We start from the raw sequence: 17,987 nt of genomic DNA, 5'->3' as shown, positions 1-17,987 counted from the left end.
GAACAGCGACGGGCGGTAGCGTGTCCGGAACTGATAAAGAGAGAGTCTCATGGAAAATCCAGCCATCCTGTTACGCCGTCTTAACCCTTACTGTGCCCGCGCGATGGAAGGGGCCGCTTCCCTGTGCCAGACCCGCGCCCATGCGGAAATCCTGCCTGAGCACTGGCTGCTGAAACTGCTGGAACAGGGTGAGGGCGACCTGACGGTGCTGGCGCGGCGCTACGAATGGGATATGGATACGATATGGCAGGATATGCTGGGTTTTCTGGACAGCCTGCCACGGTCAGTGCGCAGCCGTCCGCAGCTTTCGGAGGGCGTGCAGTCACTGATGCAGGACGCCTGGCTGCACGCCTCGCTGGCGGGGGAAGAGCATATCCGCAGCATTCACCTCCTGATGGCTCTGGTGGAAAAACCGAAACTGCTGCGCTGCGACGGCCTGTGGCCGCTGCTGACGCTGGCGCAGAGCCAGCTTGAGCGCCTGCGTGCACTTCTGGATGCGCAGTCGGATGAACGCCCGGAGGTGCAGCAGGAAGCGGAGCTTACGCAGAGGGATGAGGTGGAGTTTGTCGGCCGTCCGGTGAATGCGGATATAAAAGGAGAGCTGAATCCGGCGTTGCAGAATGCGCTGGACAGGTTCACCCTCGACGTCACCGCCCGCGCCCGTGAGGGCAGAATCGACCCGGTCTATGGCCGCGACAATGAAATCCGCCAGATGGTGGACATTCTTTCCCGGCGCCGCAAGAACAACCCGATTCTGGTCGGCGAACCGGGAGTCGGCAAGACCGCGCTCGTGGAGGGACTGGCGCTGCGCATTCATGAGGGCAATGTGCCGGACGCGCTGAAGCCGGTCTCGGTACGCACCCTTGACCTCGGCCTGTTACAGGCAGGGGCGGGTGTGAAGGGGGAATTCGAGCAGCGCCTGAAAAACATCATCGACGCGGTGCAGCAGTCACCCCAGCCGGTTCTGCTCTTCATTGACGAGGCGCACACCATTATCGGCGCGGGCAACCAGGCGGGCGGCGCCGATGCGGCCAACCTGCTGAAACCGGCGCTCGCCCGCGGTGAGCTCAGAACCATCGCCGCCACCACCTGGAGTGAGTACAAACAGTACTTTGAGCGCGACGCCGCGCTGGAGCGTCGTTTCCAGATGGTTAAAGTTGATGAGCCGGACGACGACACCGCCTGCCTGATGCTGCGCGGACTCAAGTCACGCTACGCGGAGCACCATGGCGTACACATTACGGATGAGGCGGTTAAAGCTGCCGTCACGTTGTCCAGACGCTATCTGACCGGACGCCAGCTTCCTGACAAGGCGGTGGATTTGCTGGATACTGCCTCTGCCCGTGTCCGTATGAGCCTGGATACGGTGCCGGAGCCGCTGACCCGCATGAAGGCGCAGCTCACGGCCCTTGCTATGGAGAAGCAGGCGCTGCTGGAGGATATCGTGGTGGGTAATACCGCTCACGGCGAACGTCTGGCCGCCATCGGAGAGGAAGAGGTCGCCATCATTTTGCAGCTCGACGAACGGGAAGCCCAGTACGGCCAGGAGCTGAAACTGACGGAAGAACTGCTTGCCTGCCGCACGGATATCTCCCGTCAGGGGGAGATTGCGGACCTTCAGATGCAGCTTACTGCCGTGCAGCAGAATACCCCGCTGCTGGGGCTGGATGTGGACGCGCGTACCGTCGCCACCGTTATCGCCGACTGGACGGGCGTACCGCTCTCTTCCCTGATGAAGGACGAGCAGACGGAACTGCTGAGCCTTGAGCACAGTCTGGCGAAACGCGTTGTCGGTCAGGACAGTGCACTGAATGCCATTGCGCAGCGCCTGCGCGCCAGCAAAACCGGTCTGGCGCCGGAGAACGGCCCGCAGGGCGTGTTCCTGCTTGTGGGGCCGAGCGGCACCGGCAAGACCGAAACCGCCCTGGCGCTGGCCGATGAACTGTTCGGCGGCGAGAAGTCCCTTATCACCATCAACCTTTCGGAATACCAGGAGCCACACACCGTTTCGCAGCTCAAGGGCTCACCTCCGGGCTACGTGGGTTACGGTCAGGGCGGCATTCTGACCGAAGCCGTCCGTAAGCGCCCGTACAGCGTGGTGCTGCTGGATGAAGTGGAAAAGGCGCACCGGGACGTGATGAACCTGTTCTACCAGGTGTTTGACCGGGGCGTCATGCGCGACGGCGAGGGGCGGGAAATTGACTTCCGCAACACGGTGATTCTGATGACCTCCAATCTCGGCAGCGACCTTATCATGCAGCTGCTGGATGAACAGCCGGAGGCGACAGAGCCGGACCTGCATGAACTGCTGCGTCCTGTCCTGCGGGACCACTTCCAGCCCGCGCTGCTGGCGCGCTTCCAGACGGTGATTTACCGTCCGTTGGCAAAGGCAGCGATGCGTACCATTGTGGAGATGAAGCTGGCGCAGGTCAGTAAACGCCTCAACCGTCACTACGGTATGACTACCCATATCAGCGAAAGCCTGTACGACGCACTGACTGCCGCCTGCCTGCTGCCGGATACCGGTGCGCGCAATATCGACAGCCTGCTGAACCAGCAGATTCTGCCGGTGCTGAGCCAGCAGTTGCTGAGCCATATGGCAGCGGGGCAGAAGCCGCATACCCTGACGCTGGGCTGGGATGAGGAAGAGGGCATAGTGCTCGAGTTTGACCGGACAGAAGGTGAGCATGCATGAGCAGTAATCTTCCCTTACGATTCAGCCACAGCCATCACCTGCTGTCGGTGAAGGGCTGCGATGCAGAGCTTGATGTACTGGCGTTTGAGGGTGATGAAGCCCTGAGCACACCGTTCAGCTACCGTACTGAATTCACCAGCGCGGACCATGCCATCAGCAAAGAGATGATGCTGATGAAAGCGGCTTCCCTGACGCTTCAGGCCCCGGTTGACCAGGGTTACGGCATCAAAATACAGCAGCCGGTGCGGGTGATTCAGGGCGTGGTCACGGGTTTTGAACGTCTGGGTACCTCAAAGGATGAAACCCGTTACGCAGTGACGCTTGAGCCGCGTCTGGCCCTGCTCAGCCGCTCGCACCAGAACGCCATCTACCAGGACATGTCCGTCCCGCAGATTGTGGAGAAAATCCTGCGCGAGCGCCACGGCATGCGCGGCCAGGACTTCCTGTTCTCACTGAGTAAAGAGTATCCACGCCGTGAGCAGGTGATGCAGTACGCTGAGGACGACCTGCACTTTATCACCCGCCTGCTGGGTGAGGTCGGTATCTGGTTCCGCTTCACCACCGACACGCGCCTCAACATCGACGTGGTGGAGTTTTACGACAGCCGGCAGGGGTATGAGAAAGGCCTGACGCTGCCGTCGGTGCCGCCGTCCGGGCAGCACTCACAGGGGGTGGACTCGGTGTGGGATATGGAGAGCCGTCATAAGGTGGTCCAGAAGGCGGTCAGCACCCGCGACTACAACTACCGTCAGGCCACGCAGGACATGAACACCCGGGTTGACGCAACCGGCGGGGATACCACCACCTACGGTGAGGCCTATCACTGGGCGGATAACTACCTGACGCCGGGCAGCGCGTATGACCGCAACCCGGCAGCGGAGTCCGGGGCGTTTTACGCCCGCATCCGTCACGAACGCTACCTGAATGACCAGACGCAGACCGTTGCCTTCACCAGTTGTCCGGAGCTCTCTCCGAGTATGCTGCTGAAAGTCACCGGCGGGTACGAAGTGGCAGACGTGTTTGCGCAGGGCGTGGTTGTCACGGCGATGCACAGCCATGCGCAGCGTGATGCGGACTTTTGCGTCAGGTTTGACGGTATCCCGGACAGCACTGATTTCAGTTTTCGCCCGGAACCTGGTTCACGTCCGGTGATGGCCGGTACCTTACCGGCCCGCGTCACGAGCACCACCGAAAATGACACCTACGGGCATATCGATAAGGACGGCCGCTACCGCGTCAACATGCTGTTTGACCGTGAGAACTGGGAGACCGGGTTCGAGAGCCTGTGGGTCCGTCAGTCCCGCCCGTATGCGGGTGACACCTACGGCCTGCACCTGCCGCTGCTGGCGGGTACCGAGGTGGCGATTGGTTTTGAGGACGGCAACCCGGACCGGCCGTACATTGCCGGTGTGCTGCACGACTCGGCCCACGGCGACCACGTCACCATCCGCAACTACAGACGTAACGTGCTGCGCACGCCGGCGAACAATAAAATCCGCCTCGACGACGAGCGCGGGAAAGAGCATATCAAGGTCAGTACGGAGTACGGCGGCAAGAGCCAGCTCAATCTCGGCCACCTGGTCGACAGCGAGAAACAGCAGCGCGGTGAGGGGTTTGAGCTCAGGACGGACAGCTGGGGCGCCATCCGGGCGCAGAAAGGGATTTTTATCAGTGCTGACGGCCAGGCGAAGGCGCAGGGCCAGGTCCTTGATATGGAGCCTGCACTCGCACGGCTTTCAGCAGCATTAGTGGCAATGGAATCCCTTGCTGCCTGCGCACAGCAGGCTCAGGCTCTGGCTGCCGATGTTGGCCGTCAGCAAAAACTCCTGAAGCAGAAAATTGAACAACTGCATGAAGAGGTGATTCTGGGCAGTGCGCCAAAAGGCATGGCACTGGTGAGCGGCGAAGATATGCAGCTATCAGCCAGTGATAATATGACACTGACAGCGGGTAAACAGCTGGATGTTGGTGCGCAGAAGGACTTTACGCTGGCGGCCGGTAAGCAACTCAGCCTGTACAGCCGTGAAGGGGCAAAACTGTTCAGCTCGCAAAACGACATTGATATTCAGGCGCAGGGCGGAAACATCACCACGTGGTCCACGCAGGATACGCATGTTTCAAGCGGCAGGAAAATGGTCATTACAGCACAGGACGAGCTGACGCTGATTTGTGGTGGTGGCTATATCAAAATCAACGGCGGAAATGTTGAGATTGGTGGTCCGGGTAAACTGCTGATTAAGAACACGGGCATCAGGAAAGCGGGCACGGGCAGTATGCAGGGGGTGATGAAGTCGTTTGAACCATCTACGTTTGATGAGAAATTTGTTATCAGAAATGCATTAACCCAAGAGCCGCTTCCAGGAAAAGCCTATAAAATAACTATGCCAAACGGGTCAGTTGTCACTGGTATAACAGACGCGCAGGGGGCAACGACGCTTAATTCTTCGGATTTGATAGATGATATGATAATAACACTTACTGGTCGTTAAATAATATTAATGGAATACATATGTTAGGATTAATACTCTTTATAATGTGTTTATATTCTCTTGTAATTGGTAGCATCTTATATATTTTTATTGGCTTTTTGCATAAACCTATTGATGGTGGGTGGAAAAAAGCAGGCAAGTGGTGTATGTGTGTGGTTTTATCATATTTAATTATATATATCCTCCAATCACATGGTGTCCCAGTAATAAGATAAGTGGCGGCTTGTCTAATAGATAAAAAAGGATGCTTCTAATGAGTGAAAAAACAGATACAACCAGGACTTTAGAGTTAAAGTATGACGACAATGGAAAACCTTCATGGCGTTCATGCCCTTCTCATAAAAATATAAAGGTCCGCGGAGGATGTGATTTACCTCCTCATCTCCCTGGTTTGATAATACTCGTCCATGGGGTTAACTCAACAGGTGAATGGTATCAAAATGCGGAAGAGTCTCTCTGCAACGGATTAAATGACAGGTTAGGGCTCAATGGTTCTCAATTTGAATTGAAGCCGAACAAATATAGTACAGATTGTGAGAAGGAGGAAGGGAAAAGTAACTCGTCACCTTCACCTTTAGCTCGTAGAAAACTTATTGAAAATTCTGAGCGCTCTCCAATCATTCGATTCTATTGGGGGTATTCTTCTGTGAGGGGGGAAGAGGATAAATATGTTATCCCGTTAGCTAATGCGGATGGTGAAGATTATCATGAAATGAAAAGAACAGGTATAAAACAAGATGACATTCAAAAAAAAGGGCCATATATATGGGGAGGTGGCCCATTCCAAAATGGCACGAATAACTTACACTCGCTTTGGAGTGACTATGGATTCGATGAGAATCTGGCGGGAATCTCTGGAGCAAAACTTCAGTATCTCAATGAAGATAAAGATAGACTTTTAACAAATGCTCCACCAAGAAAATACTATTCACATGCAGCTAAGAGATTAGCAGATCTTTTAGACCTTATCCGGGATAAATATCCAAATGATACGGTTAGTATTATCTCTCATAGCCAAGGGACAATGATTTCGCTAGCCGCAGTCGCATTAGCAAAAAAAGGGCCAGATGCTCTTTTTATATTAAACTCCCCTTATGCAATGCATAATAGCCAGCTTAATGAGCTTTCAATTCCTCAGAAAGAGAGAATTTCTCCAAGCGGACGCGAAAATACATTATCATCAATAATTGAAAAAATTGCAAAGCAATCCACGCATCTGTCCTCTGTGGGTTATAAAGGGTTATGTGTAGGCAAGTTTACTGATAAAACGAATTGGAAGCCTGAAGGTGAGAATGTAATACGGGCTGGAAAAATACAAGAGCGTGATAATCATGGCAGAACGTATATTTATTTTTGCCCTCATGACCGAGTTATGGGGTCATTACCGCTTCGCTCGATAGGGTGGCAAGGGCTACCTAATGATAAAAATGGTAATCCACATCCATTAATTGTGAAATTTAAAAATAATTTGTACCAGAGGATGTTGGCCAGGAATACGCCATGCGGTTCTTATCCTGATAAGCAGACACCATTTGGTACTTTACCTGATGGAAAACCATTTTGGGATGATGATGGTGATAAATATCAAAGTAGTAGCATTACATATCCTGACCCTCCAAAATGGCAAACAGTGTTTGTAAATGCAGAGAAAGTCCCTGAGCCTATTAATCCCAGTGAGCTGGCCGAATTTGACGAAACCAGAGTAGGTAAAGAGCATGGCTCAAAACAACAGGATGGGTGGGGTGAGATAGCCCCTAAAACTGGAAAGAAAAATGACAATACATATGATAACTATGTCAATTTATATCCAAACCAAGATGTTGTAATCGGCTATAAGGAACTTCCAAGTGGTTATGTGCAAGAGATAACAAGGAAGGAAACTTTCGAAGAAAAAGATAAAAGGTTACGAACTTATGTTTCTCAACCAACAGATCACAGCACACTGCCCGGAAACAAGGAATTTATGACCAGAGTAGTAGCTTATGATTTACCGATAGGTTACTGCGATGCTACATGGGATAAAGAATTTCTTTCAACGCTCCGATATCTTGCTGATTGGACCACTGGCGCAGACCCTTATATGAACACTGGGGTTGTTGAAAGAATTAATGAACCTTCAATGATAAGTCGGGAAACGGGTATCGAGGAAATTATTCGAGAAAAGGCAAAGGAGTATGGTTATTAAATGAGTAGATACGTCGTTGTTTTAGGGGATGCCACTACGCATGATGGTAAAGTTACATCAGCCTCATCCAGTTTCGATATAGCCGGTAAAAATGCCGCACTTTTGAATGATACCGTCAGTTGCCCGGAACACGGTATGAATAAAATTATTGAATGCGATGTTTCTGCGTATGAAGAAAACGGGCGTGGAATTATATTGCATGGCTGCAAGACGCAGTGTGGTGCGAGTGTCATTGCAAGTTATGCAGCTATCAGTCAGTGATAATCTTACGCTGACAGCGGGTAAACAGCTGGATGTTGGTGCGCAGAAGGACTTTACGCTGGCGGCCGGTAAACAACTCAGCCTGTACAGCCGTGAAGGGGCAAAACTGTTCAGCTCGCAAAACGATATTGATATTCAGGCGCAGGGCGGAAACATCACCACATGGTCCACGCAGGATACGCATGTTTCAAGCGGCAGGAAAATGGTTGTCACGGCACAGGACGAGCTGACGCTGATTTGTGGTGGTGGCTACATCAAAATCAACGGCGGAAATGTTGAGATTGGTGGTCCGGGTAAACTGCTGATTAAGAACACGGGCATCAGGAAAGCGGGCACGGGCAGTATGCAGGGGGTGATGAAGTCGTTTGAACCTTCTACGTTTGATGAGAAATTTGTCATCAGAAATGCGCTGACAAAAGAACCTATACCAGGTAAAGCGTACAAAATCACCATGCCAGATGGTTCTGTTGTTTCCGGTATTACAGATGCTTCTGGAGCAACGTCACTCAATTCTTCTGATGTTATCGACAATATGATTATCAGCTTAGTTAAGGCGAATTAAGATGAGATGGAATCAGTCAGACAGGAAAGTCCTCACAATTATAGCCATTATTGGTGTACTCCTGTATGCCATTTATAAAGGCTTACAGTTCCTGGCAGGAGCCAGTATGGGAGCCAGTTTTGGGGTGGGTCTGGGAGGAATGAGCGGTTCTCAGAAGGTAGAAGAGTCACGAAAAGTTGAAACAAATGCTCCGGCTCAAATTATTTATCGCATAGATAAAAATCGATACCTGACGCTGGAAAACTACATATCCTGTGATAAGGGTGGACAGGTTTATTACAATGACTCTCTGCGGGGAATAAAAACACACCTGGGATGGGATAACGATTTTTATGATTTCTCATATCGCCGGGGAAATAATATTGCGGCTTATCAAGGCTCTATTATTAATGGGGCGGATAATGGTTATCTGGCATTCCCTGGCGCATCTACCAGACAATATTGTGGTAGTGGAAGGTCAGAAACAGGTTGCCCTGTGTTTTTCTTCTTTTCAGCAGATCATGGGAACACATTTATATATAAAATTGTAGCTATGGAATACAGCACCCCAGAACGTTTTAGTCAGCTTAAAGTAGTAGTGGCTAATGATGGTGTTTATCTAAGGGATGAGTCTAAAACGGAGGATAGCTATTCTCGCCCTACAGGTCTCAATGACCTTAGCTCAGTGAATAAATTAAGGTTTTCTGACGGCAATTTAATCAGTGTTTATGATGACTGGCAGAAAAAAATTGATGAGTTAGTGAAAGAAGAACTGATAAGAAAAAAAATGCCCTATGCAAACGAGTATGGACCTAGATTTCATATATTCGACTATCTCAGAACATTAACGCCACCGAAAACACATGAGGAAAGGAATTTAATGGCAAACGAATTGTCTGAAATCCAGATTAGGATTGAAGATGAAGTTTATAAAGATGGAATTAAATTTCCGAAGCTTTCAACGTCAAGTATTGATGTTAAATATCAATGTAATAAAAATATTAAAGCTAAAGCCATCACATATACTAATGAGTCAAATGGGAAAAAGGAGGTGGTGAAAAATGAACAATAATTATGAACCTGTTCGGGAACTTGAATGTAAGTTTGATGATAATGGGCATCCTTCCTGGCGTTCATTTCCCTCTCATAAAAATTGCCAAATCAGAGGTGGGTGTGATTTACCTCCACATTTGCCTGGAATTATTATTCTTGTACATGGTGTTAACTCGACAGGAGAATGGTTTTCAATTGCTGAGGACAAAATTTGTGAAGGCCTGAATAAGAGACTTGGATTAAAAGGGACTGATTATAAACTGGTGGCTAATAAATATTTTTCTGATGAAAAAATAGAGATTGAACCTCTTATAGAAAGAGATTTGCCTGCGCCTAAGAAGGAAACCTCTCCAGTCATTCGCTTTTACTGGGGGTATGCTTCACCTAAAGGTAATGAAGATAAATATGTTATACCGTTAGCCAATAGGAAAGGCGTTGATTACCATCACTTAAAAAGGCAAGGCATGCCTCATGAAAATATTATTGCTCAGGGGCCATTTTTCTGGGGCGGCGGGCCATTCCAGAACGGTACAAATAATCTGCACTCTTTATGGAGTGAGACAGGGTTTAAAGAGAGAGTAGCAGGTATCAAAGTCCAGTGGTTTAATGAAGACAAAGATCGCCTGTTAACCAATGCGCCACCGCGAAAATACTACGCGCATGCTGCAAAACGCCTTGCAGACCTGGTTGACAGTATTCGTAATAAATATCCCAAAGATACAGTAACCATTATTTCTCACAGCCAGGGAACCATGGTTGCAATGGCTGCGGTAGCGATAGCCAGGAATGTACCTGATGCATTATTTGTACTTAATTCTCCTTATGCACTGGATCATAACGATCTTAATGGGGCGTCACTTCCGGCAGATGAGTGCATTTCGCCAGAAGGGCGGCAGAATACGTTATCTGCCATCATTGATAAGGTGGCTTCCAGAAAAAATCATTTATCATCACTGGGCTATGAAGGGCTTTGTGTCGGACAGACGGCAGATAAAAAGAACTGGCGACCAGATGTCGCTCTTGCCAGTGAAAGTGGCAGCAGTCTTGCCGAACGAGATAACCACGGACGCACTTATATTTACTTCTGTCCTCATGATCGAGTTATGGGGTCACGTCCGCTACGCTCAATTGGCTGGCAGGGATTACCCAATAATTCTCAGGGGCAGCCTCATCCTCTGCTGAAAAAGCATCAGGGAAATTTATTTCAGCGCATGCTGGCTCGCAGTACTCCATGTGGCGAAGCGCCAAATCCCGCAACACCTTTTGCAAAATTGCCGGATGGTAAACCGTTCTGGGATGATAAAGGCGACAAGTATCAAAGCAGTAGTTTCACCTATCCAGATCCTCCGGAATGGCAAACGGTTTTTATTAATGCCGAAAAGGTACCTGAACCTATAGATGCTGCAAAATTAGCTAATTTTGATGTATCACGTGTTGGAGCTGAACACGATGACAGACAGATAGATGGCTGGGGGGAAATTAATCCGGATAAAAATCTAAAAAACGACAATACCTATGACAATTACATCAATTTATACCCCAATCAGGATATTGTGATTGGATTTAAAAATGTGGGAACTGAATCTGAGCCCCGAATGGTGCCTGTGACCCGTAAGGAGACATTTGAAGAAAAGGATCTTCGCATAAGAACCTATGTTTCTCAGCCCACGGATCATAGTACTCTTCCTATGCGTGCTGATTTCATGTCTCAGGTGGTGGCATATGATTTACCGATTGGGTATTGCGATGCAACCTGGGATAAAGAATTTATGGCAGATTTACGGCGAAAAGCGGACTGGACGCAGGGAGAGGATCCTTATCTCTCCAGTGGAGAGCCAGACAAAGTACCTGAACCTGATTTAATTAGTCAGGACACTGTTGTTGATGAATTTTATAAAGAGCAAAGTAAGCTGCCAGCATATAGAGCTGTAAATAAAGCATAAACACACTTCGGTAGGTTGTTGTTCAGTGAGTTTGCTAAAATTCAACGCTATATAGTCAGTTGTTTTCTTCGAATTAAAGGATTAGCAAATGGGGAAATTTGTCGTCGTTTTAGGGGATGCCACTACGCATGGTGGCAAAGTCACATCAGCCTCATCCAGTTTCGATATATCCGGTAAAAATGCCGCACTTTTGAATGATACCGTCAGTTGCCCGGAACACGGTATGAATAAAATTATTGAATGCGATGTTTCTGCGTATGAAGAAAACGGGCGTGGAATTGTATTGCATGGCTGCAAGACGCAGTGTGGTTCGAGTGTCATCGCAAGTATGCCGGATATGGAGGTTGGCTGATGGGATGGTCTCTTCCGGAAGTGCCTGAAAAAGAGCAGGCACCATCCTGGTCACCGTGGAACTGTCTGTTGATTATTATTCTCGGACTTTTCACCGGGCTGCTTGTTGCTGTACTGAAATCTCCGGCGACAGGGTTACTTTCATTGAGCAGTGGGGCCTGGTTGCCACTGACGGCCTGGACATTTGCGGGCATTTCGGCAGCCATCGCGGTCTACACTTTCAGGCAGGAAATGCTGGCAGTTCGTGTCTGGAACTGGAATGAGTGGTGCCGGAACATGCGTCTGAAGTGGCGCTTACGTGCACAACAGCATCTTGTCATTCTCAGCCATGTTTTCATTACTGCCGATACGGGACTGTTAGATCGTCTCGCACATACGCAGGAAGAGGAAAGTGCAGACACATCGCCTCTCACGATGTTGCCAGACGAACCGCTTACACCCGGTATTTCACGTTTTGAGCAGCTGCTTCGTCATCTCATTGCTCAGATAATGCCCTCGATTCGGCGGCGATATTCTTCCGGCCCACTCCAGATTATTGTTCAGACCAACGGTAGCGACAAAGACCGTGAATCTCAGTCATTCTATCGTATCTGGTCAGCAGGTTCCCCTCCCTGGAAAGCTGAGATTCATTTTCAGGACGCAGACTCATCCTTTGATGGCTGGAATCAGTTTGTGGCGTCAACAAAGCGGCCCGTATTGGTACTGGCAATGCACTATCGTTTGCCCAATGATGTTCTGCCGGAATTTGCCAGCGCGTTATTTTTGATGCCACCATCGATGCTGAATCCGGGTGAGCAAAAAAATGCATTACGGCTTTTCCGGGCGATGCCGCTCAACACCCGTATGCTTGCAACGGAACTCACTGAATTACGGGATATGGCCCTCACGTCTGCCAGCAAGAAACACCTTGTCTGGCACAGTGGGCTCTCAGATGCGCCAAGACAGTCAGTGAGCAGGGTGCTGAATGATCTTTCGGTTCCTTTGTACGATAGCATTGGCACTGGCGGTGTCATTGACTATGACACCGCCAGTGTCCGGTATGGCGGTCTTGCTGGCTGGGCAATGACTGGCGCTGCGGCTGAGATGGCTGCTTATGGCCCCACCAGCCAGTGGCTTCTTCTCGAAGGTGAAGACGATGCCTGGGCTGTGTCGCTCGGAAACGCCGCTCCTGCAGTCGGGCATGATCATTTCGTGATTCAGCCTCCCTTTCCCGGGGGATCTGTTCTTATGGCATTACTGCTTAATGCTGGGCTGTACAGTCTGATGATCCGCTATTTCCCTTCAACTGCATTCTCCTGGGCAGGGATCTCTCTTCTTCTGCTGTCAATGATTGTGACATTGCCTGGGCTGGCCATTTTGCTGAGACGAATTACAGCCCGTCTTCAGCGCCCGGAATTTATCAGGGTTGCACGACACTCCGGAAAGGAATAACCGGCATGAAAAAGGTTTCAAAGCCACTGGGAGCAGGACTACTTATCGTGGCAGTTCTGCTGATGATACTCTTTATTTTTGCACAGACAGCGCAGTTACCGTCCGGTAGCGGTGACGATAATTTCTGGTATGTGCTGGCAGGTTGCATCATTCTGACCGCCACATTATGCACCCTGGTGTTCTTTACGTTGTCCAGGCAACAAAATCCCTCTCCCGTTACGCCTGATGGTGAAAACAATCCCAACGAAGAAAGCGCGTCGGATCAATATGATTTTTCAGCACTGAGCAGGAATCGCAGAAGGCGGCACTCGTTCTTCTGGCGGCGTAAAGTCCGCCTGCTGCTGATCACCGGCGATGAAGCCGCGATTGAGCAACTGGTACCCGGCCTGCAACAGCAGCAGTGGCTTGAAGGCAACCGCACCGTGCTGATTTATGGCGGCAGCCTGGCATCGGAGCCTGACCGCGAAAAATACACAGCGCTGCGTAAACTACGCCGCGGGTGCCCGCTGGACGGGATTATCCGTGTACTGCCCGAGTCGCTTAAGCTGACCCCACATATCAGCGACAGCGATTTACGCGGCCTGGAAAAAATCAGCGAACTGCTGCGTTATTCCGCTCCGGTCTGGCTGTGGCAACTGTGCAGCAGTCACTGGTCGCAGGGTACGCGTCCTGAGCAGGCGGTAGGCGCAAGCTTTCCACCACGCGCAAAAGAAGACGATGTGATCCGCCAGCTGGAACTGATGCTGCCGGCCCTGCGGACGCAGGGGATGAGTCAGGTCGCGGAAAACAGCAGCCACGACTTCCTGCTGCGCCTGAGCCAGCACCTGAACGACGGTGCTATTGCCCGCTGGGCTCAGCAGTTGCAGCCATGGCTCTTTGTTTCTCAGCAGCGCGTCCCGCTGCGTGGTCTGATGTTCAGCCTGTCGGAGAAGAAACCTGCCGGAATGTCAGCGGGAACAGCCGACGCTGAGAATTATGGATCACAGCGTCATGCCCTGACTCTGCCAGCAACCTGGCAGGGGATTGTCGACGACTGCACCCGCGTACATGGCCGTCGTGTCGGTATGCGGTGGGAACGGGCGATGGCCTGGACACTGATGGCCATCATCAGTGTCTGGGGGGGAGGGACGCTGCTGTCGTTTGCGGTCAACCGGTCACAAATAGTTTCTGTTGCACAGCAGGCTCATGCTCTGGTGGAGCACCCTTCTGTATCGGATTACCAGCTGACGGCCCTGCATGCTTTGCGTAATGATGCCGGTCGCCTGCTGCACCATATTCAGGACGGCGCGCCATGGTATCAGCGCTTTGGTCTGGACCATGATCAGCAGTTGCTTGACGCAATGCTGCCCTGGTACGGGGTGGCGAACAACCGTCTGATACGTGACCCGGCAAATGAAGCGCTTAAGCAGAAGCTCATTGCGCTGGTCAATTCGGCACCCAACAGCGACCAGCGGACACAGATGGCGAAACCGGGTTATGATCAGCTGAAAGCCTGGCTGATGATGTCCCGTCCGGATAAAGCTGATGGTGCATTCTACGCGCAAACCATGAAAACCGTGCAGCCGACGCGTTTAGGCATCTCAGCTGGCCTGTGGCAAAGCCTGTCACCAGATTTGTGGGCTTTCTACATCACCGAACTGCCAGCGCAGCCACAGTGGAAAACCACACCGGATGCGCAACTGGTCAGCCAGAGCCGCCAGGTGCTGTTGCAGCAAATTGGACGGCGCAACGCGGAAAGTACGCTGTACGAGAACATGCTCAAATCCGTGCGTCGTAACTTCGCCGATGTGTCTCTGGAGGACATGACCGGCGGTACCGATGCCCGTCGCCTGTTTACCACCGATGAGGTGGTGCCGGGCATGTTCACCCGTCAGGCCTGGGAGGGAGGTATTCAGCAGGCCATTGAGAAAGCGGCGAACTCCCGCCGCGATGAAATTGACTGGGTGCTGAGCGACAGCCGGAAAGCCGTCTCCTCAGACCTGTCGCCGGAAGCACTGAAAGCACGTCTGACGGAACGCTACTTCACCGACTTTGCCGGTAGCTGGCTGAGCTTCCTCAACAGCCTGCAACTTAATCCGGCAAACAATATTGCAGACGTCACCGACCAGCTGACGCTGATGAGTGATGTTCGCCAGTCACCGCTGATTGCCCTGATGAACACCCTCGCCTGGCAGGGGCAGACCGGCCAGAAGAGTGAAGGCCTGTCGGACTCCATCATCAAATCGGCTAAAGACCTGGTAGGCGGGAAGGACAAACCGGTAATTGACCAGTCAGCCTCAGGCCCGCAGGGCCCACTGGATGAAACCTTTGGACCGTTGCTGGCACTTATGGGTAAAAACAAAGGCAGCAACGTTATGTCGGCTGACAACTCACTGAGCCTGCAAACGTATCTTACCCGTATCACCCGTGTGCGTCTGCGTCTGCAACAGGTCGCCAGCGCCTCTGACCCTCAGGAAATGATGCAGAGCCTGGCGCAGACCGTGTTCCAGGGCAAAAGCGTGGACCTGACCGACACCCAGCAGTACGGCAGCCTGATTGCTGCAAGCCTGGGCGAAGAGTGGAGTGGTTTTGGCAGCACCATGTTTGTGCAGCCACTGACCCAGGCCTGGGAAACTGTGCTTCAGCCATCGGCAGCGAGCCTGAATGACAAATGGAGTCGCTCCGTGGTGGCGAACTGGCACACGGCATTTGACGGACGTTTCCCATTCGCTATCAGCAAGAGTGATTCCTCTCTGCCAATGCTGGCTGAGTTTGTGCGTAAGGACAGCGGACGCATTGAGCGCTTCCTGACCACGGAACTCGGCGGTGTGCTGCATAAGGAGGGCAGCCAGTGGGTGCCGGATAAGGTTAATAGCCAGGGGCTGAGCTTTAATCCAGCCTTCCTGCGGGCGATTAATCAGCTCAGCCAGCTATCGGATATCTTATTTACCGACGGCAGTCAGGGCATCAGCTTTGAGCTACAGGCGCGTCCGGTACCGCAGGTGGTAGAAACGCAACTGACTATTGATGGACAAAAGCTGCACTACTTCAACCAGATGGCAGACTGGCAGAGCTTCCGTTGGCCTGGTGACACCTACAAGCCCGGAACCATGCTGACATGGACCACCGTCAATGCGGGCGCACGTCTGTTTGGTGATTACAGCGGAACCTGGGGCTTTATTCGCTGGCTGGATGAAAGTAAGAGAGAGCAGCTAGACCGCAGTCAGTGGATGATGAGTTTTACCGCCCCGGATGGTCGGACCCTACAGTGGGTACTGCGTTCACAACTGGGCAGTGGGCCGCTGGCGTTACTGGCACTCCGGGGTTTTACGCTGCCAGATCAAATATTCAGCGTCGACAGCGCGGCTATGGCGCAGGCGCTGATGACCAACACAGAAAACAGTGACATGGACGGAGTCGAATAATGGACGCTTTGCAGAATCTGGTTGTTGCCTGCCAGGCGGATGAAACCTTGCTGCGACAGCAGGCGCAGTCACGTATGGAAAGCTGGCAGCGCTGGCTTACCCCTATCAGTGAGATCAATCCTACAGGAGAAGACCCGGGTTATGACGATGATTTCCAGCGTATCCGGGAGGAGGTCAATAAACTTTCCGGCATTGATACCGGGCTGATTTGCCAGCTGGCTGAAAAGGTGCTGACCACAGAGGCCAAAGATGTCCGGGTTGCTACTTACTATTGTTGGGCGCGCTTGCACCAGGACGGTGAAACCGGGTTTGCTGAAGGGCTTGAGTTACTGGCGGGATTACTAACCCAGTATGGAACACAGCTCCATCCTCAGCGCGAGCGAAGCCGTAAACCGGCGCTGGAGTGGCTCGCAGGCTCTCGTCTACTTGACAGCCTGTTACTCTGGCCAGAAGTGGTACGCGACGATGCCCAGCGTACGACCGGTGCGTTGCTGCTCATCCGAGACAGTCTTGAAACTGAGCCTGAAGCGTCACGTCCAGATCTGAGTGCCCTGTACAGCGCGCTGGGAGCCCGCCTGATGAAAGCCGGTGGCGTGGATGCGGTAATACCCCAGAACGCCAGCAGTAAAACACGCGAGCATCCAGCATTTCATACGGCAGAACAGGACGCGCCAGTGCTGAGCCGCATCACATCCGGTCAGGATTTGCTGGCTCAGGCCCGAACCCTGACGGGATATTTGCGTGAGCAACCTGATGGCTGGCTTGCCGCACACCGGCTGATGAAAAGTCTGCGTCACGACACGCTGAGAGCGATCCCGGCACCGGATGGCGAAGGGAAAACGCGCATCGAACCGCCGCGGGCTGACCAGCGTGCAATGCTTAAACGGCTGTATTTGCAACAGAGCTGGCTGGAGATACTGGAACAAGCGGACAGCACTTTCTCGCGTGGCGCCAATCATCTCTGGCTGGATTTGCAGTGGTACATCCATCAGGCCCTGATTAAATCAGGCCAGGATGTGCTGGCCGATATCATTACCGCTGACCTGAAAGGGCTGCTGCGGCGCCTTCCTGGACTTGAAACGCTGGCCTTCAATGACGGCACACCCTTTGCTGATGAGGTCACGCTGAACTGGATAAACCAGAGCGTGCTCGACGAGATGTCCAACTGGCGGGATGAACCTGTCAATGCCGTGAGTGAAACTGGCAACGATATTCTGGCCCTTGAACCGGAAGCACTGGAGAAAGCTGACACGGATGGTCTGGATGCCACACTCCACTGGCTGCAAACGCGCCCGGGCACCGACACCACAAAAGACAAATGGTTGGTGCGCCTGCTGATGGCACGTGTGGCGGAGCAGAAGGGTAGGAATGAACTGGCCCTGCATCTGCTGGGTGAACTTGACGGTGCAGCACAGGCCATCACCCTCACTCAGTGGACACCGGCGCTGTTGTTTGAAGTGAAATCGCGCCGCCTCAGGCTGCTGCGCATGAAAGCCGCCCGCAGTGAAACCGACAAGTCACGGCTTCAGCCAGAGATGGACCAGCTTCTGGCGGGTCTGATTGCGCTTGACCCGGCAGGCAGTGCGGTGCTTTGCGGGTAAAGCGACTGACATACCTTTAAAACACACTTATTC

At 52.0% G+C, this 17,987-nt stretch carries 10 protein-coding genes and 1 pseudogene; all 11 read left to right on the top strand.

Features of this window, described 5'->3' with window-relative positions; all coding sequences use genetic code 11:
* Positions 1–49: 49 nt before the first annotated feature.
* Positions 50–2,695 (top strand): type VI secretion system ATPase TssH, encoded by a 2,646-nt coding sequence (tssH, locus tag O1721_RS16015; RefSeq protein ID WP_032648457.1) that lies wholly within the window; start codon positions 50–52, stop codon positions 2,693–2,695.
* A complete protein-coding gene (locus O1721_RS16010) occupies positions 2,692–5,184 on the top strand; it encodes a type VI secretion system Vgr family protein (protein WP_032648455.1) in 2,493 nt (830 codons plus the stop codon). The genes tssH and O1721_RS16010 overlap by 4 nt, the downstream gene beginning before the upstream one ends.
* A 253-nt stretch (positions 5,185–5,437) precedes the next feature.
* Entirely contained in the window at positions 5,438–7,369 is a 1,932-nt protein-coding gene (locus O1721_RS16005; protein WP_032648453.1) for a T6SS effector phospholipase Tle3 domain-containing protein, read from the top strand.
* Positions 7,370–7,630 carry a PAAR domain-containing protein gene (locus O1721_RS16000; protein WP_072026010.1) on the top strand — a complete coding sequence of 87 codons (261 nt, stop codon included), beginning with the start codon at positions 7,370–7,372 and terminating at the stop codon, positions 7,628–7,630. It abuts the gene before it with no gap.
* Positions 7,596–8,192, top strand: a pseudogene (locus O1721_RS15995) (DUF2345 domain-containing protein); the annotation flags it as partial. The gene O1721_RS16000 and the pseudogene O1721_RS15995, both read left to right, overlap by 35 nt.
* Position 8,193: 1 nt before the next feature.
* Positions 8,194–9,243, top strand: coding sequence for a T6SS immunity protein Tli3 family protein (locus O1721_RS15990; protein WP_032648451.1), 1,050 nt, complete (start codon positions 8,194–8,196; stop codon positions 9,241–9,243).
* Positions 9,233–11,167, top strand: coding sequence for a T6SS effector phospholipase Tle3 domain-containing protein (locus O1721_RS15985; protein WP_032648449.1), 1,935 nt, complete (start codon positions 9,233–9,235; stop codon positions 11,165–11,167). The genes O1721_RS15990 and O1721_RS15985 overlap by 11 nt, the downstream gene beginning before the upstream one ends.
* An 88-nt stretch (positions 11,168–11,255) precedes the next feature.
* On the top strand, positions 11,256–11,519 hold the full coding sequence (locus O1721_RS15980; protein ID WP_032648447.1) for a PAAR domain-containing protein: 264 nt from the start codon (positions 11,256–11,258) through the stop codon (positions 11,517–11,519).
* Positions 11,519–12,949 carry a hypothetical protein gene (locus tag O1721_RS15975; protein ID WP_032648445.1) on the top strand — a complete coding sequence of 477 codons (1,431 nt, stop codon included), beginning with the start codon at positions 11,519–11,521 and terminating at the stop codon, positions 12,947–12,949. The genes O1721_RS15980 and O1721_RS15975 overlap by 1 nt, the downstream gene beginning before the upstream one ends.
* A gap of 5 nt (positions 12,950–12,954) precedes the next feature.
* The gene (locus O1721_RS15970) at positions 12,955–16,353 is read left to right on the top strand and encodes an ImcF-related family protein (RefSeq protein WP_032648443.1); all 3,399 of its coding nucleotides are present in this window, start codon (positions 12,955–12,957) and stop codon (positions 16,351–16,353) included.
* On the top strand, positions 16,353–17,954 hold the full coding sequence (gene tssA, locus O1721_RS15965) for a type VI secretion system protein TssA (RefSeq protein WP_032668852.1): 1,602 nt from the start codon (positions 16,353–16,355) through the stop codon (positions 17,952–17,954). Before O1721_RS15970 ends, tssA begins: the two co-directional genes overlap by 1 nt.
* The last annotated feature ends 33 nt before the right edge of the window (positions 17,955–17,987 follow it).

The sequence above is a fragment of the Enterobacter cloacae complex sp. HYC033_NIDB genome (assembly GCF_056673335.1).
The sequence above is the reverse complement of the archived record's forward strand: the minus strand, read 5'-3'. Positions and strand labels throughout refer to the sequence as shown.